This is a genomic window from Clostridium sp. AF12-41, from assembly GCF_003461685.1.
In the GTDB taxonomy this organism is placed as follows: Bacteria; Bacillota; Clostridia; order Lachnospirales; family Lachnospiraceae; genus Otoolea; species Otoolea fessa.
The window spans coordinates 45171-70227 of sequence record NZ_QTXO01000009.1; the positions used below are offsets into that span (position 1 = coordinate 45171).

The window sequence follows — 25057 nt, forward strand, 5'->3', positions numbered from 1 at the left end:
TTTGTTTTGATGTTATTTTTATTATAACAGCATATTGACAGTGACGCAAGGGGATGCTAAAATAATTTGAAGTAAGAATAAAAATAACACCCACTTGAAAGGAATGGTGACAATGAACTTCTATGATGATCTGGTCATGCAGACCCAGATGAATTATTCCAGACACTATCATATCTATGCTTCCGGCAGTACGCCTTATCAGCTGACTGACAAAAAGCCGCTGCCGTATAGCGAACAGATCCATCGTTTGGTACAGGAGGTAAAGGAAGCTGATTGTGTGGTAGTGGGCGGGGCCTCCGGCCTGTCCGCTGCCGGTGGCGGAGATTTTTACTACGAGGACAACGACTCCTATCGCAAATACTTCCGACCTTTTGCCGAGAAATACCACTTCAAAGGTGCTTTTGCAGGGATGATGCACCCCTGGAAGACAAGGGAAGAGTATTGGGGGTATCTCGCCACCTTCCTTCACACCACCCAGACCGCACCTGTGCGTCATCCCTATCTGGATCTGGACGCTTTGCTGAAAGGCAAGGACTTCTTCATCCTCACCACTAACCAGGATACCCAGTTTGTCAAACTCTACCCGGAGGAGAAGGTGGCGGAGGTCCAGGGGGATCACCGCTTCCTCCAGTGTGCCGCCTGTTGTACCGATGACACTTGGGATGCGGTAAAGCCGGTGGCTGATATGGTAGCCGCTATGGGGGATGGCACGAAGATTCCTACGGATCTCATTCCCCGGTGCCCCCACTGCGGCGGTGAGGCATTCCCCTGGGTGCGAGGATATGGGAATTTTCTGCAAGGAAAGAAATACGAAGAACAGTACGAAAAAATTTCTCGCTATGTGCTGGAACACAAAGACAGCAAAATTCTGTTTCTGGAACTGGGCGTTGGCCGAATGACTCCCATGTTTATTCAGGAGCCTTTCTGGAACCTGACCCTCAGCTTTCCCCATGCCCGGTATATTGCTGTCAACAACAAGTATGACTTCCTGCCCAAACAGTTGGAGGACAAGGGCATGACCATTGTGGCCGACATTGCTCAAGTGCTACGGGATGCACGAAAACTCTAGCTGCCCTCCGGCAGGTGCGATCCATCGCAGCAACCATAAAATAGAAAGGAGCGAACGAATATGATTGATTGGAAACCCATTGCCGAAAAATTCAGAGAAGCGGACGCTATCCTGATCGGGGCCAGTAACGGCCTGTCCATCACCGAAGGACTGCATTTGTTTGCAGATAATGCAGCCTTTGATGAATTGTTTGGAGATTTCAAACAAAAATACGGCTTACATTGTATTTTGCAGGGAATGATGGCCGGATGGCCCAGCGAGGAGAAAAAATGGGCCTTCTGGGCCCGGCTCATCCATCATTACTGCGGGCAATACCAGCCTACGCCGGTGATGAACGATTTGAAGGCCATTGTGGGAGAGAAGGATTACTTTGTCGTCACATCAAACGGAGAAGGTCACTTTGAACGGTGTGGTTTCGATCCGACGAAAATCTATGAGATTGAGGGCAACTGGTTTACGATGCAGTGTACCCGCCCCTGCCACGACACCCTCTATTCAAGTTTAGAGGTGGCCGAAAAATTATCGGCTGCCGAACAGGGCGGCCATGTGCCTACAGAGTTGGTGCCGCGTTGTCCCAAGTGCGGAGGTCCCATGGACATCCACATGGGCGCGGGTCAGAGAATGATTCCGGATACCGCTGCCCAGGCACGGTTCCAAAACTTTCTGAAAACCTACCACGGAAAGAAACTGGTGGTTCTAGAGCTGGGCATTGGCTGGCGCAATCAGCTGATCAAGGCCCCGATGATGCGCCTGGTGGCCGGCGAGCCAAACGCCACTTATGTGACCATCAATCTGGGGGAGATCTACATTGCGGACAATATCAAAGAGAAGTCCTTCGGACTGGACGGGCGGCTGGATGAGCTGCTGCCTGCTCTCCGGGAGGCGTGCGAGGCATGAAGTTTGTGGGGACCATAATCATCTATGCCTATTTGCAGGCGGTGGGAGCTATCAACTCTCATGAATCAATTTGCTTTCTGAATCCTTTGCAGCAGTAGAAAATGCAGAAAATAAAACGCCGGGAAGTTGACTCAAATTGTCAATGCCTCCCGGCTTTTTACCGGGTACTGGAATGTGCCGATAAAAGCTGCATTTTGCCCAAACAGAAGAACCCTTTTCCCGAATAGCAGGATATGGGTTCAAAGCGTTGACGAGGACGGTTTTCCTGCGTATGATGAAGATACAATTAAACGATGATTTAATTGTTCTGACAACAGGAACAAATTAAGAGAGGAGATTTTCAAAATGAAAAAGACTTACAAAATCGATGTGGATTGCGCTAACTGCGCCAACCTGATGGAAGATGCCGCCCGCAAGACCAGCGGCGTACAGAGTGCTACGGTGAACTTTATGACCCTCAAGATGAACGTGGAGTTCGAGGAAGATCAGGATCCCAAGGCTGTTATGCAGGAGGTTCGCAAAGCCTGCAAGAAGGTGGAACCCGACTGCGAGATATTTCTGTAAGCCAGCGAAACGAAATGCCCTGTCGAGCGGCAGCTTGCAGGGCATTTTTTCTCTTAGATAAATAAACGAATAAGCAATTGTGAAAGGGGTAAAACGAGATGCAGGAGTATATCATCAACGGTCTACTGATCGTGGTGGCTCTGCTGGCCGTGATCCTTCAGATCATCGGCATGCGGCCCTCCGCCGGTATGACCAAAAAACAAAAAGTGATGTTGTGGCGGATTCTGACTGCTACGGTTCTACTGTTAATTTTGCAGGTCCTGGGCGCAGGCGCATTTGAAGTGTTTGGCTCGGCAGGCCGCTGGGTACGTCTGGCTGTGTTCCTGGTGGATTATCTGGTTATTGGCTACGACATTCTGAAAAAAGCCGGAAAAGGTATCCGTAACGGTCAGGTGTTCGATGAGCACTTTCTGATGGCGGTGGCTACGCTGGGGGCTCTGGCACTGGCTGTATATGAAAACGGCGACTATCTGGAGGCCATTGCGGTGATGCTGTTCTACCAGGTGGGCGAATGGTTCCAGTCCTACGCTGTGGGCAAGAGCCGCCGGAACATCAGTGATCTGATGGACATCCGTCCTGATTATGCCAATATCGAACGGGAGGGAAAACTGGAACAGGTAGACCCGGACGAAGTGGGTATCGGCACCATTATTGTGGTACAGCCCGGTGAGAAAGTTCCTATTGACGGTACCGTAGTGCAGGGAGAATCCACTTTGAACACTGCCGCTCTCACTGGTGAAAGTTTGCCCCGTGAGGTCAAGACTGGCGATGAGATCATCTCCGGTTGTATCAACATGACAGGTTTGCTCCATATTCAGACAACCAAGGAATTTGGCGAGTCCACTGTCTCCAAGATTCTGGATCTGGTGGAGAACGCCTCCTCCCGGAAGTCCAAGTCGGAGGACTTCATTTCCCGCTTTGCCAAGATCTACACTCCTGCGGTGTGCTATGCCGCGCTGGCGCTGGCTGTATTGCCGCCGCTGGTACGGATGTTTGCCATGGGGCTGGATGCAGGCTGGGAGACCTGGATCTATCGTGCGCTGACCTTCCTCGTTGCCAGTTGCCCCTGCGCTTTGGTCATTTCCATTCCTTTGTCCTTCTTTGCAGGAATTGGCGGAGCCAGTAAGGCGGGCGTTCTGGTGAAGGGGTCCAACTATCTGGAGACCCTGTCACAGGCTAAGATCGTGGTCTTTGACAAGACCGGTACTCTGACCCAGGGCGTGTTCGAGGTCAACGCCATCCACCACAACGAGATGGACGAACGCAAGCTGGTGGAGTACGCGGCCCTGGCAGAGAGCGCTTCCAGTCATCCCATCAGCAAGAGCTTACAGAAAGCCTATGGCATGGAAATTGACCGCAGCCGTGTAACCAATATTCAGGAGCTCAGCGGCAACGGTGTCATCGCCACAGTGGATGATCATCAGGTCGCGGCTGGAAACGACAAGCTCATGAATCGTCTGGGGGTCCAGGCTATTCCGTGCCACAGCGTAGGCACCATTATTCACATGGCGATTGACGGGAAATATGCCGGGCACATTGTTATTTCCGATATCGTGAAGCCTCACTCCAAGGAAGCCATTCAGACATTAAAGTCGGCTGGGGTTCGCAAGACTGTGATGCTTACTGGTGACGCCAAGAAGGTGGCTGATAGTGTAGCCTCCGCACTGGGGCTGGATGAGGTTTACAGTGAACTGCTTCCTGCCGACAAGGTGGAGAAAGTGGAGCAGTTGATTCAGAACAAGCCGGAGAAAGAAAAACTGGCTTTTGTGGGAGATGGCATCAACGATGCCCCGGTGCTTCGCCGGGCAGACATCGGCATTGCTATGGGCGCTATGGGTTCTGACGCTGCCATTGAAGCTGCGGATGTAGTACTGATGGATGACGATCCAATGCAAATTTCCAAAGCAATCAAAATCTCACGCAAGTGCCTTGGCATCGTCTATCAGAACATCGTGGTGGCCATCGGCGTAAAACTGGTCTGCCTCGTGCTGGTCGCTCTGGGCTTCGCCAATATGTGGCTGGCCGTGTTTGCGGATGTGGGCGTGATGATTATAGCCGTCCTCAACGCTATCCGGGCACTGTTTGTGAAAAATCTTTAAAGTTCAGAAATAAACAAAAACAAAAGGGGGGACCCTTCCCGCATGAAGGCTTTATTTTAAATTGGTCCCTCAGAAGCATGTGTCAGTGAAGTCGCAGACAAACTGAATAGGTCAGAGTCCGCTGTTTCTCACCATATCCGTATTTTACGCATGAAAGGTTTGGTTCGCTGGCGCAGGAGTGGAAAGGCTATTTACTATGTTCTAAAACGCTTATTTTCACTACGCATTATCCGGAACTGCTGGATGAATATGACCGAAATGACGGAATTTGTATTGTAAGAAATCGTAATGGCATTACAGCATAAAATTTGAGCTATGCGGTGAATTTGCGGCAGTAGAGACCTTGGCAAGGATATGTAAAACGTATAAAGAAAAATACCCACTGATTCAGATTGAACTTCATACCGCAACAGCAGATACGGTTTATGAGATGATGAAAAAAGGACTTGTAGATAGAATTCAATATAAGCATTAGACATAATAAAATAATGGGTATAAAATAGATGTATAAGAGAAATTCAAATCTTATACATCTATTTTTATACAAGAAATTTGCAAAGAAAGGGGCTTTTTATTATGAGTAAAAAATTAGTGGCATTTTTCAGTGCAAGCGGAACAACAAAAAAAGTAGCAGAGATGATTGCAGAGGAAGCAAAAGCTGATTTATTTGAGATTGAGCCAAAAGTTCCATATACAAAGGCTGATCTTGACTGGATGGATAAAAAATCTCGGAGCAGTGTGGAAATGAGTGATAAGAAATACAGACCGGAGATTATGAAGAAAGAGATAGATATGAGCTCTTATGATGAAATCCTTCTGGGATTCCCTATCTGGTGGTATGTAGCTCCAACAATTATCAATACATTTTTGGAAGCCTATGATTTCAGCGGTAAAAAGATCGTTCTTTTTGCAACATCCGGTGGAAGTAGATTCGGTAATACTGTAAAAGAATTGCAGCCATCCGCACCAGAGGCTGTTATCACAGAAGGCAGTCTGTTAAACCGCGGAACAAAACAGAAAGTCAGTGAGTGGGTAAATTCTTTATAAACAGCAGTGTTATGGAAGTATACAGAATATGGAAAAAATGGTACAGACAGCAGGAAGAAATGCGCTTGGCGAATTTGCGCCGGAGTTTGCACATTTTAACGAAAGGGCATAATTTTTTCATTCGTTCTTGACAAGTAACCATTCGGTAACTATAATGTAGTTACCGAATGGTTTCTTTGATAAAGGAGATAATTATGGCAGAGGGTACAAAGGAACGGATTTTGAGAACAGCACTGGAACTGTTTGCGCAGAACGGCTATCTGGGGACATCTATGAATGATATTGCAGGGCAGTTGGGAATTACGAAAGCTGCTTTATATAAGCACTATGCCAGCAAACAGGAAATCTTAGATAAGATCGTGGAGCGAATGAACAAGATGGACTATGAGCGCGCTGAGGCGTATGAAATGCCGGAAACGGAACCAGACGGCTTTGCGGAAGCATATCTGCATACACCAATTCAAAAAATTCGCACATACAGCCTTGCCCAGTTTGACCATTGGACAAAGGAGCCGTTTTCCTCCAATTTCCGTAAAATGCTGACGCTGGAGCAATACCGTGATTCCAAGCTTGCACAGCTTCACCACGACTATCTGGCGGGCGGTCCTCTGGAGTATATGGCGGCCATCTTCCGCAAATTGGCAGATTCTGATGAGGAGGCTATGCAGCTGGCGTTGGAATTCTATGGGCCAATGTATCTTCTATACAGTGTCTACGACGGTGCGGAGGAAAAAGAATCGGTTTCTTCCTTATTGGCGACACACATTGATCGCTTTATTGCCAAGGTTGAGGCTGGTTACAGATCAGAAGCTGCCGGGACAGCTGTTTTAAGCAGGAGGAATAACGGATGAACTATATTCGGATCACCAAAGACAATATTGACAAGGAACATATCTGCTGCGCCATGTCCGGTAAGCAGAGTGTTGTAAAAAAGGAATGGCTGCGGCAGCGCTTTGATGATGGACTTGTTTTCTATCGCAGTGAGGAACGCGGTAAATGCTTTATTGAATACATTCCGGCTGAAAACGCCTGGGTGCCGATTGCGGCAGATGGTTATCTTTACATTAACTGTCTATGGGTATCCGGCTCCATGAAGGGACACGGATACTCAAATGATCTGCTGGAGGCGTGTATCTGTGATGCCAGGGTGCAGGGAAAGAAAGGTATTTGCATTTTGTGCGCGGAGGGCCGAAAGCGGGAATTCCTCGCTGATCCGAAATTCCTTACTTATAAGGGTTTCCGTGTGGCAGACATATCCGACTGCGGGATCAATCTTATGTATCTTTCCATTGAATCGGGGGCACAACCGCCGTATTTCAAGGAATGTGCGAAACATCCGGTGATTGAAGAAGCAGGTTTTGTTCTTTATTACACCGATCAATGCCCATATACCTATTATTGGGTACCAAAGGTGCAGGAGGCGGCGAAGGAACATGGTATCCCGTTTAAGGTTATCCATATCACTGACAAAGAATCAGCACAGAATGTACCTGCACCGGTCACGACCTATGCATTGTTTCGGGACGGTCAGTTTCTGACACAGAGTATCCAGTCAGATAAAAAATTCCTGGCGCTGGCAGGTTTACAAAATTGATTTTACTCCGCTATTTTTGAGTCGCAACATAATGTTATCAAATGAAATGGAGAAAAAACGAATGAAAAATATATTGATTATTTCAAGCTTGCCAATGTGACGTGTCTTTGACCTGCGCACAATAAAGCTATCGTGCGATTCACAAGGAGTGAGTATAAAGCCCTGCAAAAGTGCTTTCGGATTTAAAAAAGGGATTCCGATACTGACAGAAAGGAAAAACATGGAGAAAAAATTGCAAAATCCAACCTCTAACAAAAATGAAACACCCGCACCGCAGGGAGGCAAATGGTCGGACGAGACGATCATTCGCTATATCATCCGTGCTTTTTTGCTGCTTATTGTATTCGCATGGGCTCTGGTAAACCTTGACGCTGTTTTGTGTTTTCTCGGCAAGGTGCTTGCACTGTTTACTCCGTTTCTGATCGGCGGCGCGATTGCTTTTTTGATCAACGTAGTTCTTCGACCAATGGAATGCTGCTGGAACAAGGCGTGCCGCAAAGCTCCTGCAAAGCTGACTCGCCCCGTGTGCCTGACAGCAAGCACCGTGCTTATCCTTGGAATTCTATTTGCTGTGGTGTTTATGATGCTCCCCAGCTTGCGGGAATCCGGCGATGAGTTTATCCAAAACATTCCGGTCTATGTGGAGGAAATCGGGCGGTGGTGGGCTGGCGTTGTCCAGTTTGCTGCAAAATATAACATTGTCCTGCCCGAATATGTCATAGACTCTGACCTGTTGATTGAGAAGGTCACCGCCTTGATCAGTGACGAGAAAAGCGGGATTCTCACCGTGACATGGGGCGCGGCAACCTCTGTCCTGTCGGTTTTTGTAGACGTTCTCTTGGGGCTTGTTTTTGCACTTTATTTGCTTGCAAAGAAGGAGGTCGTCGCGGCACATTTGAAAAAACTCATTGTGACAGTCCTTCCGCAAAAGACGGCGCAGCGGCTTCTTAGTATTGCCGCGCTGACCAATCAGACCTTCACAAATTTTGTCAGCGGGCAGCTTACCGAAGCGGTTATCATCGGTGTTCTGTGCTTCTTTGGAATGCTGATTCTTGGGATTCCGTATGCCGGTGCTGTCTCCGCGTTTGTGGCCATCACTGCGCTGATGCCGATTTTTGGCGCATGGATTGGCGGCGGCTTTGGTGCGTTTTTAATTCTGCTGGCAGAACCTGGCAAGGCTCTGTGGTTCATTCTCTTTCTGGTCGTTTTGCAGCAGGTGGAGGGCAATCTGATTTATCCCAAGGTGGTCGGCAAGTCCGTCGGACTTCCTGGACTGCTTGTGCTGATGGCTGTTACGATTGGCGGCGAAGCATTTGGCATCTTAGGGATGCTGTTCAGCGTTCCCGTCTGCGCCGTGCTGTTCAGCCTTTATCTGGAGTTCATGAAGAAAGCAAGCACCCTTTAAGTTGTGGTCTATTCAACAAAGACCACGGCAATTATCGAGCATATTATTTACGATGAGATGGATGACCATTACGGCGCAGAGCTGGAATATCCCTGGAATGACTGGAAAGCTGTGCTGAGGCGCAACGACAATAATAAATGGTATGGTGTGGTTCTGAAAGTATCTGCTGATAAGTTGGGGGCGTCGGAAGCAGCCGGCATTGATCTAGGGCTGCCGTTCGAGGAAAAACGAAGGGTTTTCGAGGGAGGCAAGTCAAATGGAAGACGATCGACTTGAATTATTCATTAGTTCTTGATAAGTAACCATTCGGTAATCATAGCGTAGTTATCGAATGGTTACTTTAATGAAGAAAATAATTATGGCAGAAGGTACAAAGAAACGGATTTTGAGAACAGCACTGGAACTGTTTGCGCATACGTGCCCAGTAAAGGATAGAGTTGTATCTTAACCTGAGTATAGTTATAATACAATTATGACAGCTGCTTTCCCAGGATTATCAATGACGGAAATGATGTATGACGATGATAGGCAGCAGGGAATTTCCTGGGTATAAAAAAGCTTGCGAAGCTAATGAGAAGGGATGACATCATGGGACATTTTTATTTTGTGAGACATGGACAGACTGTGTGGAATGTGGAAAATAAGATTTGCGGAGCAACAGACAGTCCGTTGACGGAGCATGGACGGCAGCAGGCGGCTGAAACCGGGAAAAATATTGTAGAAAGCGGAATCAAGGCAGATGAGATTCTCTATTCACCCCTTAGCCGTGCGGCAGATACAGCAAAAATTATTTCTGAAATGAGCGGGATTCCCTGCAGGGAAGAACCAAGACTCATAGAGCAGAATTTTGGAAAATGGGAGTCTACGCCGAGAGACGGGAAAGAGTTTAAGAAGGCGAAAGAGTCATTTGCCTGCCGATATGAAGGGGGAGAATCCATGCTGCAGCTTGCGCAGCGTATCTATAATCTGCTGGATGAGATAAAACAGGAGTCTGACCATAAGACATACATTCTGGTGGCACACAATGGAATTTCAAGGATGATTCAGTCGTATTTTACGGATATGACCAATGAAGAATTTGCATCCTTTGGCGTAAAAAACTGCCAGGTGGTGCGGTATGACTTCTAATATGTATGACCTTTCCGGTCAGGCTGTGCTCTCGACCAAGGGATATCGTTTGGAATTATGGAGAATGGAGTTTTCCAGATTTAACAACACTTTGCAAGAATTCTCCCATCCTCTCTAGGTGGTGAGATGAATTGCCTTTTGGGAAAATCATGCAATATCTGGCATATTAAAACTGCGCATATCTGTGCACATGAATGAAAACAAATATAGAAGAACAAATGTTCTGAAAAGCATAGACAAACAAGCGTTCCTGTGTTATAATATAATCAGTCGAAAGTAAAAAGAAAGGCTGATTTTATGAGAAAATTGGACAGTAATGCACATTCAGTGTTTCTACTCTATTATCATTTGATTCTGGTTATAAAATATCGAAAAAAGATACTGACGAATCCTGTTTCTGAGCGTGCCCGGGAGATTTTTGAATATATCGCTCCGAAGTATCATGTTACATTAGAGGAATGGAATCATGATCGGGATCATGTTCATATTATGTTCCGGGCCCATCCGAAATCGGAACTCAGCAAATTTATCAATGCGTATAAAAGCGCAAGCAGCCGATTGATTAAAAAAGAGTATCCGGAGATTCGGCAGAAGCTTTGGAAAGAAATGTTCTGGAGCCAGAGTTTTTGCCTGTTAAGTGCTGGTGGTGCTCCCATTGAGGTTATCCACCAGTACATAGAAACACAGGGAGAAAATAAGAGTGAACATCGTGTACCGTTTTCGGATTTACCCGAATAAATCTCAAAAAGAACTATTTGCAAGGACATTTGGTTGTGTGCGTTTCGTGTATAACCGGATGCTGGCAGAGAAGATAGAATATTATGAGAAAACCGGAAAAGTATTAAAGATTACTCCTGCAAAGTATAAGGCAGAGTTTCCGTGGCTGAAGGAGGTAGACAGTCTGGCATTGTGTAATGCACAGCTGCATCTGCAGACAGCCTATAAGAACTTCTTTCGGGATTCTTCGGTTGGTTTTCCGAAGTTCAAGTCAAAAAAGAATCCGGTAAGAAGTTATACGACAAACTGCGTAAATGGAAATATTACTTTGCAGAATGGTAAACTGAAACTTCCGAAAGTAGGTTGGATCCGCATAAAACAGCATCGGAGTATCGATGATAGTTATACTTTGAAGGGCGCCACCGTCAGCCAGGAAGCAGATGACAAATATTATGTATCATTACTGTATGCGGTAGAAAAACCGGAACATAAAATCAGGTCAGTAAAAACCGCAATCGGGCTTGATTTTTCCATGAATGAATTGTATGTAGATTCCACTGGAACTCATGCAGATTATCCTCATTTTTTCCGAAAATCCCAGGAAAAACTTGCAAGGGAGCAGCGCAGGTTGAGTCATTGCAAAAAGGGGAGTAGCCGTTACATGAAACAGAAAAAGAAAATAGCCAGACTCCATGCTCATATTGCACGTCAGCGGAAAGATTATCTGCACAAGGAATCCAGAAAGATAACCAATTTTTATGATCTTGTGTGCATAGAATCTTTGAACATGAAAGAAATGAGCCAGGATTCAAGGTTTGGAAAGAGTGTTCATGATAATGGATGGGGAATGTTTACTGATTTTCTTTCCTACAAATTAGAACGTGCCGGTAAGAAACTGGTTCGTATCGATAAGTGGTATCCCAGTTCAAAAATCTGCAGCTGCTGCGGAAAACTCAAAAAAGAGCTGAAACTGGAAGACCGTATGTATAGCTGCACTTGCGGAAATCAGATGAATCGTGATGAGAATGCAGCTATCAATATTTGCAGAGAAGGCTTGAGAATATTGGGAGTTGAACTTGATGCAGAAAGAAAAATCTCCTGATTTTCCCCAAAGAACATAGATTTTGTTTGGGACTGCGTAGATACGAAACAGTTCCGCTCATAATAACAGAACCGTGGGACACACGGGGATAGCTCGCCTATGCTTTGCCCAATAGGGCAATCGAACGAGAAGCCCCCACTTCAAGCGTTAGCTAAGTGGAGGGAGTATGTCACGGAGATATTCCAATTGCTGCCTGAGTATTTTGCTCATGAAAGTATTTTTAGGAAACCAAGAGAGAAGGAACGTATAATATGAAAACATATAAAGTTGGTCTGATTCGGGTGCTGACCACAGAGGACGAGGAATTGCTGCAGCTGCATGGAAAGCTGATAGAATCGTATTTCCCTATGTTCCAGGTGGTGTCACGATGTATTCCGGATCAACCGGAGGGAATTCATGACGATGAAACATTCGCTGTAGGTGTACCTAAGGTGGTGAATCTTGCAGTGGAACTGTGGAAGGAAGGCTGTCAGGCTATTATTATCAGCTGTGCCGGTGACCCGGGAGTTCCGGAGGCAAGACAGGCCGTACCGATTCCGGTTATAGGAGCGGGATCCAGTACTGCTGCATTGAGTCTGTTTTTTGGCAGTCATCCGGCTGTGTTGGGGATTACTGAAGATGTACCGTCAGGATATCAGCGGATATTCGGTGATCGGATCGTAGACAATGCAAAGGGAGATGGGGTAGAAAATGTCCTGGATTTGATGACAGACAGAGGATATGAGGCCACCATGAAAGCAGCGGCTGCGCAGAAAGAGATGGGTGCCGATGTGATTGCCCTTAGCTGTACAGGAATGTCCAGTATCCGTATTGCTCCTTCCATCGAAAAGACAGTAGGAATTCCGGTTCTGGATCCTGTTTTGTGTGAGGGACTGCTGACATTGTTTGAGCTATTGAGAAGAGAAAATATGGAGGATTAGGAGTTAGAATTAGGAAGCTTCGTCTATACTAAAATATAGGCGGAGCTTTTTTGTGTATAATGATTGTATCTTAAATGGAAGATCGATTATAATATAAATAGACAGAAAAACTGGCGGTTTATATAAATATTATGCTGGGTACACATACATTCCCAGCAGCTGCTGAACACAGTAAAAGGCAATGGAGGCACCGGATAACCATAGCTGCAACTGTGGCGCAGAAAGTGAATGAGTGAAATTATGAAACGAATTAACAATGTTATGCCAATTATTTCTGGACCCTGTTTTGGTTTTGCCGGAATTTTTGCACACGAATTACGGATCGCACTTGCTAAGTTCGTGCTTTTGGGTAAAAAGCAGGAAGTTGTGGAGGAATAGGATCATGTCAAAAGATGAGTATTTGATTACCGATGCGCCGCTGAAAGCGTTGACGGTTTTTGCAATGCCGATGATTCTCGGCAGTTTTTTTCAGCAGGTATACAATATGGCGGACTCCATTATCGTCGGCCAGTTTGTGGGTTCCTCCGCACTGGCGGCGGTTGGCGCCTGTGCAGCGCTGACGAATGTTTTCATTTGTGTGGCACTGGGGGCCGGTGCTGGTGCAGGTGTGCTTGTGAGCCGCTATTTCGGTGCCAAAGAGTATGGAAAAATGAAAACGATTGTGTCTACATCACTGATTAGCTTTTTGCTGCTGAGCATCATCCTTGGTGTCTTTGGCTTTTGTTTTTCCCATGCGATGATGAGCGGATTACAGACTCCTGCCGATATTCTGGAGGAAGCAGTGCTGTACCTGCGGGTCTATTTTGTGGGCTTTCCGTTTTTGTTCATGTACAATATTCTCTCTACCATGTTCACTTCCATCGGTGAATCAAAAATTCCGTTGGGACTGCTGATCTTTTCATCAATCCTGAATATTGTAATGGATCTTTGGATGGTAGCTGGTCTGGGACTTGGCGTGTTCGGTGCGGCGCTTGCAACTTTGATCGCACAGGGCATTTCGGCTGTGTTTTCACTTTTGATTTTCTTTTACCGGATGCGGCGGTATAAGAGTATCTTTGCCTGGTTTGACGGACAGGAGCTGCGCTCGATGCTTCGGATTGCTGTTCCGTCGGTTCTTCAGCAGTCTACCGTATCCATCGGTATGATGATCGTACAGGCGGTGGTAAATCCTTTTGGCACACAGGCACTCGCCGGATACGCGGCAACGATGCGGGTGGAGAATGTTTTTTCCCTGATTTTTGTGTCCATCGGCAATGCGGTTTCTCCGTTTGTTTCCCAGAATCTTGGCGCAAACAAAACCCAGCGCATCAAAAAAGGCTACCATGCAGCATTGGTGCTGGATGTGTGTTTTGCGGCGCTTGCTTTCCTTGTCATTGAAACGCTGCACACGCAGATTTCCTCACTGTTCCTTGGAAAAGACGGAACCGCCCTGGCTTATCAGGTGTCTGGGGATTATATGAGATGGCTTGGTTACTTCTTTATCTTTATGGGAATTAAAATGGCGACCGATGGAGTCCTTCGCGGACTCGGAATCATGCAGCCATTCCTCATTGCCAACATGGTAAACCTTGCGATCCGCCTGTCCGTGGCATTGATCGGTGCACCACGTTTTGGCATTGATTTTGTTTGGCTTGCCGTGCCGGCAGGATGGCTTGCCAACTTTTTGGTGTCCTATGCGGCACTGAGAAAATCCTGGCCGGCTGAGAACGTGGAGCCATCCCGATAAATTTGGATGTATGGAAACGAAATACATACTTTTGCCTTGTTTGATTTATGAATATCGATTTTGTTAAAAATAGGTATTTGCTTTAGAGGAAAAAACGAATATAATAACATAAACTGACAGAAGGAGAAATTTGTGATGAAGAGACGGGAAGGTTTTACACTGGTTGAGCTATTGATAGTGGTTGTTATTATTGGAATACTGGTATCAATTTCAATTCCGATTTTTACGGCACAGATGCACAAGGCTAAGGTGGCGGCAGACTGGGCGAATCTTAGGGCATATTATGCGGAAATACAGGCAGATTATATGTCTACCCAGAAGCAGAATCCGAAGGTTAAAGTGATTGATGTAGCAGGGAGCGATTATGACTGGCAGTCGGTGACTTTTTTAGATGGGCATAAGGTTAAGATGAAGGCTGGATACTGTGCAGTTAGGTTTAAGAAGGATAAAGGATATTCAATTGCGTATGATTGTAATAAATCACATGAAAAATGTAAATTGGGTTTGGGGGAGAACTATGACTAGTCAATGATATAGTATTGAGAATACATAAGGAATTTACGCAGAAAGCGTAAATTCTGTGCATCGCGAAGCGTGTTACTGAGAACGCAGTGAACAGTAACAAATTAATAGTAAAGTGGATAACATCTACTTCTAATGCTGGACATCCACCCCAAAGTCAAGTATAATAAACTAGAACAGTTGTACGATTATAATAAACGGGTAATCAGAGCACAAGCGGACATCTGATTTCCCGTTTTTGTGTTGCAATGTATCCGGAAGAAGCTGCCGGCGGCAGGTTCTGTAGGTGAATAGAAAGACAAACAGAAGGAGGTACCCTATCCGATGTCAAGAAAAAATCCGTTCGTCATGCCCATCCTCAAATGGGTAGGCGGCAAACGGCAGCTGCTGGACAGCATCAATCCGCTGATCCCGGAATGTTCGACCTATTATGAGCCGTTTATCGGGGGCGGTGCGGTGCTCTTTGGGAGACAGCCGAACAAGGCGGTGATCAATGACTCCAACGAAGAGCTGATCAATGTATACCGGACGATCAAGGAAGAGCCGGAAGAGCTGATTGCGGCGCTGAGCGCACATAAGGAACAGAACTGCGAGGAGTATTATTATACGGTGCGGGCGTGGGATCGTGACAAGGAGACGTATCAGACGCGGACCAACGTCGAGCGGGCAGCGCGGATTATCTATCTGAACAAGACCTGCTACAACGGTCTCTTCCGCGTCAACAGCTCCGGCGAGTTCAATTCTCCGTGGGGCAGATATAAGAACCCGAATATCACGAACGAGGCGACTATCCATGCGCTGAATACGTATTTAAATAAAGCGAATATCACGATCAAATGCGGCGATTACCGCGAGGCGTTAAAGGGCATCCGGAAGGGCGCGTTCGTCTATTTTGACCCACCTTATATGCCGATCAGCTCGTCGGCGTCGTTCACGGGCTACACGGCTGGGGGCTTCGGGGAGGAAGAGCAGATCGCATTAAAAGAGCAGTGTGACATGTTGAATGCAAAGGGCATCAAGTTCCTGCTTTCCAATTCGTCCTGCGAATTTATCGAGGATTTATATAAAGATTACATCATCGACCACGTGGATGCCAAGCGCGCGATCAACGTGAAACCGGAGAAGCGCGGGGAGATTCAGGAAGTTCTGGTACACAATTATGAGCTTGATTGACGATAAATGGAGAATTTTATTTGATAAATACCGGATTGAGCGGGAAATTGAGAAACATGGGCGGTTTTACATTACCGCCGACCAGATCCGCGAAGTCAAGGAACCGCGTCTGATGACGAAATTTGATACGCGGGAATCCCTGCCGCGGGTGTTTGGAAAGAAAATTTCGATTCTTCCGGTGTCGCGCGGCGGCTATGTGCTGGGCGAGTTTGACTTATATCAGGATTTTCCGGAGATTCCGTCCGGTATCAAGCGGGTGACGAGCGCGAAGATACCCGATTACTTTGAGTCGATCGACCTTCATGACATCCGTTCGGAAGCCAGCGCGATCAACGTTATGAGCATCACGGGGATTCTGGATGATTTTCTGGGCGAAGATCGCATGGTGCAGACGGTTTCGGGGCGGATGGGGTCTGGAAATTTTGAGTTTTATGTCAGCGACTATCAAAAATCAGAGCTGATTGAGAAAAAGCCGCTTATCCAGGTACAAAATTCGCAGGTCGAGATCGACGGCGGATTTGAAAATGAGAATGTATTTACGCTGATCGAGGGAAAAAACGTCGTCCACAGCAATTTCCTGATCCGGCAGCTCTATTATCCGACGAGACTCTGGGCGGAGAAGATACACAAGCCGATCCGTCCGGTATTTATGGTGTATTCGAATAATATTTTCCGTCTGCTGGAATATGAATTTACGGACCTGCGCTACTACAATTCGTTGCGGCTGGTGCAGGAGCGAAATTACAGCTTAGAGGAAATCGAGATTACGCTGGATGATTTATACGATGTCTGGGCACGGACAAAGGTCAAGCCGGAACCGGCGGTTACCTTTATCCAGGCGGATAGCTTTTACAAGGTTATTTCACTGGTGGAACGGCTGAACGAGAATCCAATGACGGGCGGGGAGATCGCGCAGCTTTTTGGATTTAAGGAGCGACAGTCGGACTATTATTTCAACGCGTGCCGCTATCTGGGACTGGCGGAGAAGCAGACGGATGAGGACGGCGTGAAAGTGCATATCACGGCGATAGGAAGACGGCTTTTGAAACTGCCGTATAGGGCGCGCCAGCTCGAATACGTCCACCTGATTCTGGAACACCCGATTTTCCACGATTTATTTGAAGCTGCCCTTCAGATCGGAGATGTTCCGGACAAGGAGTATGTTGCAAAGAAAATGCGGGGATACCAGGTCTGCGGGGAGAATCTGATCGTGCGAAGGTCAAGTTCAGTGCGGGCATGGCTGTACTGGATTCTGACGCTGGTGAACGAAGGATAGGGAAATGGTGCGGAATTGTTATATTTATTCCTTAGCGAATGTGAACCGCCTGACCGTTAGAAAACAGGGCATTCAGACAGAGAATAAAATATAGAAAGTTACAGGACAGCATATGGGCAGACAAGAGCAGACAAATCATCTTTTCAGCAATCGCGATCTGCGGATTCTTCTGGTTCCGCTGATCGTAGAGCAGATTTTAAACTCCCTGATGGGTACAGCGGACAGCATTATGGTCAGCAACGTGGGATCGGCGGCGATCTCGGCAGTTTCTTTGGTTGACTCCATCAATATTTTAGTGATACAGGCATTCTATGCGCTGGCGGCAGGCGGCACAATCGTCTGCTCCCAGTATATCGGACAGAAAGATAAGAAAAATGCGGAGGAATCCGCGAGACAGTTATCTTTTGTGGTGGCGTGCATCTCGTCGGCGGTCATGGCAGTCTGCCTTCTGACACGCGGACCGCTGCTGCGGCTGATTTTCGGCAGCGTCGAGGCGGATGTCATGGAGGCAGCGCAGATCTATTTCTTCTACACGGCGCTTTCGTTCCCATTTATCGCCCTCTATGATGCCGGTTCCTCGATCTACCGGGCGCAGGGAAATACAAGGCTTCCGATGACGATCGCGGTCGTCTCTAACGGGTTAAATATCGCCGGAAATGCGGTGCTTATCTGGGGCTTCCATCTTGGAGTTGCCGGTGCGGCGATTGCCACGCTCGGTTCCCGCGTTATCTCGGCAGTGGTGGTGTTCGCTTTTTTGCACAATTCCAGCCAGGAAATTGCGGTACGTGACTATCTGCATATCCGTCCGGACGGACGCCGGATTATGCGGATTCTCTCATTGGGAATCCCAAACGGTATCGAAAATGCGATGTTCCAGTTTGGAAAGCTTGCGATTCAGTCAACCGTTTCGACCCTCGGGACGATCGCGATCGCAGCCCAGGCGATGACGAATATTCTGGAAAACTTAAACGGCATCGCAGCGATCGGTATCGGAATCGGCATGATGACGGTGGTCGGACAGTGTCTCGGCGCGGGGCGCAAGGATGAGGCGATCTATTATATCAAAAAATTGACGGCAGTGGCGGAGATCGTCATCATCGCAAGCTGTGCGCTCGTATTTCTGGCGACGAAACCGGTCACGATTCTGGGCGGCATGGAGCCGGAGAGTGCGAAGATGTGTCTCTACATGGTCGGATGGATCACGGTGGTAAAGCCGATTGTCTGGACGCTCGCATTTATTCCGGCATATGGAATGCGGGCTGCCGGGGATGTGAGGTTTTCGATGATTCTCTCCTGCATCAGTATGTGGGTGTTCCGGGTGACGCTGTGCATTTATCTCTGCCGCGTCCACGGCTTCGGACCGATCGCGGTGTGGATCGGCATGTTTACAGACTGGACGATCCGGGGCATCGTATTCACATTCCGCTTTATGGGCCGGAGATGGCTCGCGCATAAAGTTGTGTAAAAAACAGAGGGAGCAAAATGAAAATGGAGTTACAAATACTGGATTGGATTCAGCAGATGCGGACGCCGGTGGGCGATGTCTGGATGGTGTTTATTTCGCGGCTTGGAAATGCAGGAATGATTTGGATTCTGTTTACATGCCTGCTGCTTATGATTCCGCGGACGAGAAGATGGGGAGCTGCGCTGGCGGCAGCGCTCTGTCTGGATGCGATCATCTGTAATATCTTACTAAAGCCTATGGTTTGCCGGATCCGTCCGTGCGATGTGAATCAGACAGTTCAGCTGATCATTGCCCGCCCGGCGGACTATTCCTTCCCGTCGGGGCATACGGCAGCTTCGTTTGCTGCGGTCGCGGCTCTGTACTTTGCCGGGGCGAAAAAATGGTGGAAAATCACGCTGCCTCTGGTGATCCTGATGGCGTTTTCAAGAATGTATTTATATGTGCATTATCCGACCGATGTTTTGGGCGGCATGATTGTGGGGTGCGCGGCGGGGTATTTTGGAAACCGGCTGGCGGCGCATCTGATACGGTCCTGGAGACAGAAGATGAAAAAACCAGAGGACAGAAAAAATAGATAATTTTATGTAAGAGATGCCAGAAGTTACTGGGCACGCATACGTGAACAGTAATGCCAGAATACCTGTAATTGCCCCGTTTTTCTCTTGATATCCTTTATTTCCGATGGTATAATCTATAATCGAAATAATTTCTTTTATGATAGAAAAGGGATGATTATGATGGGGTTAGACCAGAATCAGTAATTTTATTCATTGTTAAAAGGTACGGCGTGATCTATCGACTCCAAAGCTTAGGATGATAGGAACTGCGTTTTTTGATGATGAGGTACCTGGAACGAGATCAGGGATAGCGTGATGGAGGAGAAAGACATGTTAAATTACAAGAAATATAAGAGAGTTCCGGTGGTAGATTACCCGGAGCGTGAGTGGCCGAATAAAGAGATTGAGAAAGCGCCGATCTGGTGCAGCGTTGACCTGCGCGACGGCAACCAGGCACTGGTTGAGCCGATGGTCGTAGAGGAGAAGATCGAGATGTTCAACCTCCTGGTAAAACTTGGATTTAAAGAGATCGAGATTGGCTTCCCGGCAGCTTCCCAGATTGAGTACGATTTTCTGCGCCAGTTAGTAGAGCGCAAGCTTATCCCGGACGACGTAGTTGTACAGGTTCTGACCCAGTGCCGCGAGCACCTGATCAAGAGAACCTTTGATGCCATCCAGGGTATTCCGAAGGCGATCGTACATATTTACAATTCAACTTCTACCTTACAGCGTGAGGTTGTATTCCATGCAGACCGCGAGGAAGTAAAGCAGATCGCGATCGATGGTACCCGCATGGTAAAGAAATATATGAAAGATTACGACGGAAAAGTAATCCTTGAGTACTCTCCGGAGAGCTTTACCGGAACCGAGCTTGATTTCGCATTGGATATCTGCACCGCTGTACAGGAAGAGTGGGGCGCTACACCGGACAATAAGATCATCATCAACCTTCCGGCAACGGTTGAGATGACGACTCCGAACGTATATGCAGACCAGATCGAGTGGATGAACAGGCATTTTAAGAACCGTGACAGCATTATTTTAAGTATCCATCCGCACAATGACCGTGGTACCGGCATTGCAGCGACCGAACTGGCGCTCTTAGCAGGTGCAGACCGTGTCGAGGGTACACTGCTTGGAAACGGCGAGCGTACTGGTAATATCGATGTATTAAATATCGCTTACAATATGTTCTCCCAGGGTATCAACCCGGAGTTAAATCTGGAAAATGTAAAGGAGATCACCGAGGTTTGTGAGCGCTGCACAAAGATGACCGTTGACCCGAGACATCCGTATGCAGGCAAGCTGGTATTTACCGCATTTTCCGGTTCCCATCAGGATGCGATCAGCAAGGGTATGCAGGCGCTTCAGAAGAGAACCGATGGCATCTGGGAGGTTCCGTACCTGCCGATCGATCCGAGTGATATCGGACGCGAGTACGAGCCGGTTGTCCGCATCAACAGCCAGTCCGGCAAGGGCGGCGTAGCCTTCGTCATGGATTCCTTCTACGGATTCCGTCTTCCGAAGGGAATGCACAAAGAGTTTGCTGACATTATCCAGAAGATTGCAGAGAAGCAGGGCGAGGTAGCTCCGGAGCAGATCATGGACGAGTTCCGTGCAAACTACCTGGACAGAAAAGAGCCGATGCACTTCAAAAAATGCCAGATCACAGACAAGGAGTACGAGGGCGGCGCATTCGCAACCGTTGCAACTCTTACCTTTACCGCTCATGACACCGAGCGCACCGTTGAGGGCGTAGGTAACGGACCGATCGATGCGGTACAGAGAGCGATCGAGGAGGCACTTGGCATCGAGATCCGTGTTCTGGACTACAACGAGCATGCACTTCGTTCCGGTTCCGGCGCACAGGCAGCGTCCTACATCCATCTGATGGATGTAAAGAGCGGCCGGGCAACCTACGGTGTCGGCATCAGCTCTAACATTACGAGAGCATCTATCCGCGGTATCTTCAGTGCGGTAAACAGATTGTTCTACTAAAAAATAAAATGAATCAATTCAGAGTGACTGCTTGTGTGTGGACAGTCGCTGGTTTGGGCGGTATGCAGAAATGTGTGCCGCTCTTTTTCTGCTTGCCCATCTTTTTTAAAACAGGTTTCACCGGATACTCCGCATTCCAATATTGACAAGAACAAAATTCCGGTGTTACGATATAGAAAACTGAAAAACTGCGTGAAATGATGATATTCGACTGAAAATTTCATGCTTATGAAAAAGAGAAAGGAAGTCCGTGAAAATGATTCTAAGGGCGAAGTATTTAATTACCGGAGATGGCAGAACCTGTTTGCAGGATCAGGCGGTGTATCTGGATAAAGAGGGAAAAATCGGCTGGATAGGAGACGCTGCGGAAGCGGCGGGGCGCTACCCGGAAGAGATGGTAAAGGATTACGGCGAGGCGACGATCCTGCCGGGACTGTTTGATATGCATGTGCATTTCGGCTACTACTACAGCCAGCCGGATCTGGATAATTATGACGATTATATGGTGGCATACTATGCGCTGGAACAGGCGAAACAGTCGCTGCGGCTCGGCATCACGACGGTGCGCGATCTGTCCTGTCCGCCCAATCTGATGAAGCAGCTGCGTCTGGCAGGGCAGAAGGGGTATGTGACGGTTCCGCGTATCATCCATGCGGACGCAGGTATCTGCATGACCGGCGGACACGGACATCAGGATGGGGTCGAGGAGGCGGACAGCCCGTGGGGCGTGCGCGCCGCTATCCGAAGACAGCTGCGTGCGGGAGCTGACTGGGTCAAGATCCTGACGAGCAACCGTGGCGATATCCCGGAATTTACGCAGGAAGAGCTGGATGCAGCGGTCGATGAGGCGCACCGTCAGGGGGTGAAGATCGCGGTTCATTCGGGTACGCAGCCGTCGATTCAGATGTGTATTGACGCGGGATTTGACACGATCGAGCACGGAACCTTTTTAACAGAGGCGCAGGCGCGCCAGATGGCGAAAAAAGGAATCGCGTGGACGCCGACGATCACGGCATACACGTATTTGTATGAGCAGACGAAGCAGATGATCGAGGCGGGGGTGGACATGGACAACCCGATCGCCGCCAGAGCCGTTCACGATCAGGCATTTTTCAAACCGGCGTTTGAGGCATACCGGGATAATTTTAAAAAGCTCTATGACACAGGGGTTACGGTGCTGGCAGGCAGCGATATGGTGCTTTACAAGGCACCGCCGCTTCCGATTCATCAGGAACTCGGCTATATGGTAGACTATGGAATCACGCCGGTGGAGGCAGTGAGAACCGCAACATACAATGCGGCGAGCGTGCTTGGAATCGAGAAGGAGACGGGTAGCCTGAAAGAGGGCCTGGCGGGGGATCTGCTGGTTGTAAAGGGAGATGTCTCAAAGAATATTCGTGCGCTGGATGATGTGCTGGAAGTGTATCTGGCAGGAAAAATGGTGTATACGGTGTAAAAGATATGAAAAAGCTGTCTTTTTCAGAAGTGCAGGAGTTTTTGTTTCCTGAGATGGGAAAACCAAAAAGAAAATAAAAACATCTTGAAATTCTAAAAGAGACAGCTTTTATTATGTTTCTATACCGCGCAGACTGTAATTAAAATACGACTTCATTCCCATGAACAAACGGATTCGGCGTGTGTACGGTCAGAATCTTAACGACACGGTTTGTGTTGTTGACCCAGTCATGCGGGGTCTGGGAGTGGATCTGGATGCTGTCGCCCGGATTCAGGCAGTATTCGCTGCCGTCCAGATATACGGTCAGGATACCCTCCAGAACGTAGATAAATTCTTCACCGTCGTGCTGATTCATCTCAAGCTGGTTTTCAGAGCTTGTGGTGGCAGACGGCATCAGGTGGAAAATACGCGGAAGACAGGCAAATCCCTGTGCATTTCCATTGACCAGGTACTGTACGATCTGGGGGTTGATCTGGGAACAGTGCATGGCAAAACTCCGGCTGACCGGGGATTTCTCCTGATCGGCGGAGGAGTCAAAGAACGAAGACAGACTAACTCCGAGGATCGTAGCAAGCTTTGCCAGAGAGTCGATTGCGATCGAAGAGAGACCGCGCTCCAACTGGGAAAGAAAGCCGATGGACAGACCGGACTCTTCGCTGAGCTGTTTCAGTGTGTATTTTTTTGCGGTACGGAAGGCTTTCACCTTGGCACCGATGGTAACATTATGATCCATAGATATATCCCCCTTGCGGCATCATTCTTTAATATAATATATCCACTATACAGGATTTTCAGTGGAACGTCAACCAAAGGGGGAGTTTTGGCGGGCAAATTTAATTCAAAATGGAACGTTTTTTTTGAAAAGGCTGAAATGGGCGGCAGATTTGGAAAAGTGAATCAGTGAGAGGATAGAAGAGGCAGGAGAATGGGATAGAGAAAACGGGTGGACAGAAAATAAAAAACAGGGGGAGAAACAGAATGAAGGAAATAGTACGTGCTTCGATCGAGGATTGTTCCCAGATCGAGCGATTCCGTTTGGTGACCCGTCTGGGAAATGCGATTCTTTCTAACGGCGGGGAGGTATTCCGGGCGGAGCAGGCGATGGAGTATGCGGCGCGGGCGCTGCGTCTTGAAGCATTTAATGCGTATGTGATTGCGAATGGAATTTTTTCAAATGTGGTGATTGACGGGCGGTTTTATTCCAGCCGTATCTGTTATGTGCCGCTGGCACCTACGATTCTATGCCGGGTGGATGCCTTAAATGATCTGTCGAGAAAGATTGCGGCGGGTAAATGCGGTCCTTATGAGATGCGGATGCGCCTTGAGCAGATTGAACAGATGAAAGTGCTCGAAAATCGGGGAAAGGTTCTGGCGGCAGGAATTGGAAGCGCTGGATTTTGTTACCTGTTCCAGGGCAGCCTGCGCGATACGGCGGCGGCATTTGTGGCGGGAGTGCTGCTGTATTTGTTCCTTTTATACGCAGCTCCGCGCTTTTCTTCGTCCCGGATGATGCAGACGATCATGACGAGCAGCGTGCTTGCATTGTGCTGTTGTTTGCTGTGCTGGATCGGGCTGGGAGAAAGCCTGGATCATGTCATGATCGGAGCTGTGTTCACGCTGGCGCCGGGTGTGCCGCTGACCAATTCGATCCGGAATTTTTTGGAAAATGATTATTTATCCGGTCTGATCCGTTTTGTAGACGCCTTTTTGACGGCGGGCTGTATTGCGATCGGAGTTGGTGTGGCACTGCGGTTCTGGATGTTTGCGATGGGAGGTATGCTCTGATGGAAATGACAGGGGAAATTCTGGGGCAGCTTCTGGCGGCCTGTGTCGGAACTGCCGCCTTTTCGGCACTGTTTGGAGTCCCGAAGAAGTATTGGCTGGACTGTGGTATCTGCGGTGCAGTCGGCTGGGGCGTGTATCTGGCGGTCATGGCAGCTTATCAGACGCCGATCATCGGGACCTTCGCGGCGAGCGCGGTCTTGACGATGCTGTCGCGCTGTCTGGCGATACAGCGGAAAGCGCCGACGATCCTCTTTCTGGTATGCGGCATCTTCCCGCTTGTGCCCGGAGCGGCGATCTACTATACCGCCTACAACTTCTTCATGGGACAGGAAGCGCTGGCGCTCCAGTATGGCATGGATACAATCAAGATGGCGATCGCAATCGGGCTGGGGATCGGAGCGGCATATTCGCTTCCGGGACATCTGTTTGGATGGAAGCGGGAGATAGAGGTGTGGGAACCTGGGAAAGAAGGTAAAAAGTAGCCGCGGTTTACTTTTCCTTTAAAATATAGTAGAATACCCTCGTACTATTAAGGAAAATATGATCGGCTGCGGCAG

Annotated in this window: 25 protein-coding genes and 2 pseudogenes; 26 read left to right on the forward strand and 1 reads right to left on the reverse strand. The window is 48.1% G+C overall.

Annotated elements, in window-relative coordinates; translation table 11 throughout:
* Positions 1–103: 103 nt before the first annotated feature.
* From DWV73_RS12090 to DWV73_RS12210, 24 genes and pseudogenes are all read left to right on the forward strand, one after another.
* Positions 104–1069, forward strand: coding sequence for an NAD-dependent protein deacetylase (locus DWV73_RS12090; protein ID WP_117796832.1), 966 nt, complete (start codon positions 104–106; stop codon positions 1067–1069).
* Positions 1070–1129: 60 nt separating this feature from the next.
* Entirely contained in the window at positions 1130–1966 is an 837-nt protein-coding gene (locus DWV73_RS12095) for an NAD-dependent protein deacetylase, SIR2 family (RefSeq protein WP_117796833.1), read from the forward strand.
* Positions 1957–2064 (forward strand): annotated as a pseudogene (locus DWV73_RS12100) (DNA-3-methyladenine glycosylase I); the annotation flags it as partial. The gene DWV73_RS12095 and the pseudogene DWV73_RS12100, both read left to right, overlap by 10 nt.
* Before the next feature lie 247 nt (positions 2065–2311).
* Complete coding sequence (locus DWV73_RS12105; RefSeq protein ID WP_107000734.1) at positions 2312–2530, forward strand: cation transporter; 219 nt, start codon at positions 2312–2314, stop codon at positions 2528–2530.
* A gap of 98 nt (positions 2531–2628) precedes the next feature.
* A complete protein-coding gene (locus DWV73_RS12110; protein WP_117796834.1) occupies positions 2629–4629 on the forward strand; it encodes a heavy metal translocating P-type ATPase in 2001 nt (666 codons plus the stop codon).
* A 316-nt stretch (positions 4630–4945) separates the two neighbouring features.
* Positions 4946–5083, forward strand: a pseudogene (locus DWV73_RS13035) (LysR family transcriptional regulator); the annotation flags it as partial.
* Positions 5084–5205: 122 nt separating this feature from the next.
* Complete coding sequence (locus DWV73_RS12125) at positions 5206–5676, forward strand: flavodoxin (protein ID WP_117796835.1); 471 nt, start codon at positions 5206–5208, stop codon at positions 5674–5676.
* 194 nt (positions 5677–5870) lie between these two features.
* Positions 5871–6527 carry a TetR/AcrR family transcriptional regulator gene (locus DWV73_RS12135; RefSeq protein WP_107000730.1) on the forward strand — a complete coding sequence of 219 codons (657 nt, stop codon included), beginning with the start codon at positions 5871–5873 and terminating at the stop codon, positions 6525–6527.
* A complete protein-coding gene (locus DWV73_RS12140) occupies positions 6524–7270 on the forward strand; it encodes a YoaP domain-containing protein (protein WP_117796836.1) in 747 nt (248 codons plus the stop codon). Before DWV73_RS12135 ends, DWV73_RS12140 begins: the two co-directional genes overlap by 4 nt.
* Before the next feature lie 220 nt (positions 7271–7490).
* Positions 7491–8675 (forward strand): AI-2E family transporter, encoded by a 1185-nt coding sequence (locus DWV73_RS12145; RefSeq protein ID WP_117796837.1) that lies wholly within the window; start codon positions 7491–7493, stop codon positions 8673–8675.
* A gap of 3 nt (positions 8676–8678) precedes the next feature.
* Positions 8679–8951 carry a hypothetical protein gene (locus DWV73_RS13045; protein WP_242995816.1) on the forward strand — a complete coding sequence of 91 codons (273 nt, stop codon included), beginning with the start codon at positions 8679–8681 and terminating at the stop codon, positions 8949–8951.
* A 312-nt stretch (positions 8952–9263) separates the two neighbouring features.
* Positions 9264–9803 carry a histidine phosphatase family protein gene (locus DWV73_RS12155; RefSeq protein WP_117796838.1) on the forward strand — a complete coding sequence of 180 codons (540 nt, stop codon included), beginning with the start codon at positions 9264–9266 and terminating at the stop codon, positions 9801–9803.
* Positions 9804–10100: 297 nt separating this feature from the next.
* Positions 10101–10541 (forward strand): IS200/IS605 family transposase, encoded by a 441-nt coding sequence (gene tnpA, locus DWV73_RS12160; RefSeq protein ID WP_117796839.1) that lies wholly within the window; start codon positions 10101–10103, stop codon positions 10539–10541.
* Positions 10513–11622 carry an RNA-guided endonuclease TnpB family protein gene (locus DWV73_RS12165; protein ID WP_333718271.1) on the forward strand — a complete coding sequence of 370 codons (1110 nt, stop codon included), beginning with the start codon at positions 10513–10515 and terminating at the stop codon, positions 11620–11622. The genes tnpA and DWV73_RS12165 overlap by 29 nt, the downstream gene beginning before the upstream one ends.
* A gap of 251 nt (positions 11623–11873) precedes the next feature.
* A complete protein-coding gene (locus DWV73_RS12170; RefSeq protein ID WP_117796841.1) occupies positions 11874–12542 on the forward strand; it encodes an aspartate/glutamate racemase family protein in 669 nt (222 codons plus the stop codon).
* A gap of 228 nt (positions 12543–12770) precedes the next feature.
* Positions 12771–12920 carry a hypothetical protein gene (locus DWV73_RS12800; protein ID WP_182436572.1) on the forward strand — a complete coding sequence of 50 codons (150 nt, stop codon included), beginning with the start codon at positions 12771–12773 and terminating at the stop codon, positions 12918–12920.
* A gap of 4 nt (positions 12921–12924) precedes the next feature.
* The gene (locus tag DWV73_RS12175) at positions 12925–14268 is read left to right on the forward strand and encodes an MATE family efflux transporter (protein ID WP_117796842.1); all 1344 of its coding nucleotides are present in this window, start codon (positions 12925–12927) and stop codon (positions 14266–14268) included.
* 135 nt (positions 14269–14403) lie between these two features.
* On the forward strand, positions 14404–14793 hold the full coding sequence (locus tag DWV73_RS12180; protein WP_117796843.1) for a prepilin-type N-terminal cleavage/methylation domain-containing protein: 390 nt from the start codon (positions 14404–14406) through the stop codon (positions 14791–14793).
* Positions 14794–15114: 321 nt separating this feature from the next.
* Positions 15115–15963, forward strand: a complete 849-nt coding sequence (locus tag DWV73_RS12185; protein ID WP_117796844.1) for a DNA adenine methylase — start codon at positions 15115–15117, stop codon at positions 15961–15963.
* The gene (locus tag DWV73_RS12190; protein WP_117796845.1) at positions 15950–17239 is read left to right on the forward strand and encodes a hypothetical protein; all 1290 of its coding nucleotides are present in this window, start codon (positions 15950–15952) and stop codon (positions 17237–17239) included. Before DWV73_RS12185 ends, DWV73_RS12190 begins: the two co-directional genes overlap by 14 nt.
* Before the next feature lie 112 nt (positions 17240–17351).
* Complete coding sequence (locus DWV73_RS12195) at positions 17352–18704, forward strand: MATE family efflux transporter (protein WP_117796846.1); 1353 nt, start codon at positions 17352–17354, stop codon at positions 18702–18704.
* 23 nt (positions 18705–18727) lie between these two features.
* On the forward strand, positions 18728–19282 hold the full coding sequence (locus DWV73_RS12200; RefSeq protein WP_333549872.1) for a phosphatase PAP2 family protein: 555 nt from the start codon (positions 18728–18730) through the stop codon (positions 19280–19282).
* Positions 19283–19591: 309 nt separating this feature from the next.
* Positions 19592–21259 carry a 2-isopropylmalate synthase gene (gene leuA / locus DWV73_RS12205; RefSeq protein ID WP_117796848.1) on the forward strand — a complete coding sequence of 556 codons (1668 nt, stop codon included), beginning with the start codon at positions 19592–19594 and terminating at the stop codon, positions 21257–21259.
* A 256-nt stretch (positions 21260–21515) separates the two neighbouring features.
* Positions 21516–22715, forward strand: a complete 1200-nt coding sequence (locus tag DWV73_RS12210; protein WP_117796849.1) for an amidohydrolase family protein — start codon at positions 21516–21518, stop codon at positions 22713–22715.
* A gap of 139 nt (positions 22716–22854) precedes the next feature.
* Here DWV73_RS12210 and DWV73_RS12215 read toward each other — a convergent pair whose 3' ends face one another.
* Complete coding sequence (locus DWV73_RS12215; RefSeq protein ID WP_022360036.1) at positions 22855–23448, reverse strand: cupin domain-containing protein; 594 nt, start codon at positions 23446–23448, stop codon at positions 22855–22857.
* Between the two features lie 245 nt (positions 23449–23693).
* Here DWV73_RS12215 and DWV73_RS12220 point away from each other — a divergent pair, with 245 nt between their 5' ends.
* Together DWV73_RS12220 and DWV73_RS12225 are read left to right on the forward strand one after the other, a co-directional pair.
* Positions 23694–24500, forward strand: a complete 807-nt coding sequence (locus DWV73_RS12220) for a threonine/serine exporter family protein (protein WP_117796850.1) — start codon at positions 23694–23696, stop codon at positions 24498–24500.
* The gene (locus tag DWV73_RS12225; RefSeq protein WP_242995817.1) at positions 24500–24982 is read left to right on the forward strand and encodes a threonine/serine exporter family protein; all 483 of its coding nucleotides are present in this window, start codon (positions 24500–24502) and stop codon (positions 24980–24982) included. The genes DWV73_RS12220 and DWV73_RS12225 overlap by 1 nt, the downstream gene beginning before the upstream one ends.
* Positions 24983–25057 lie beyond the last annotated feature (75 nt).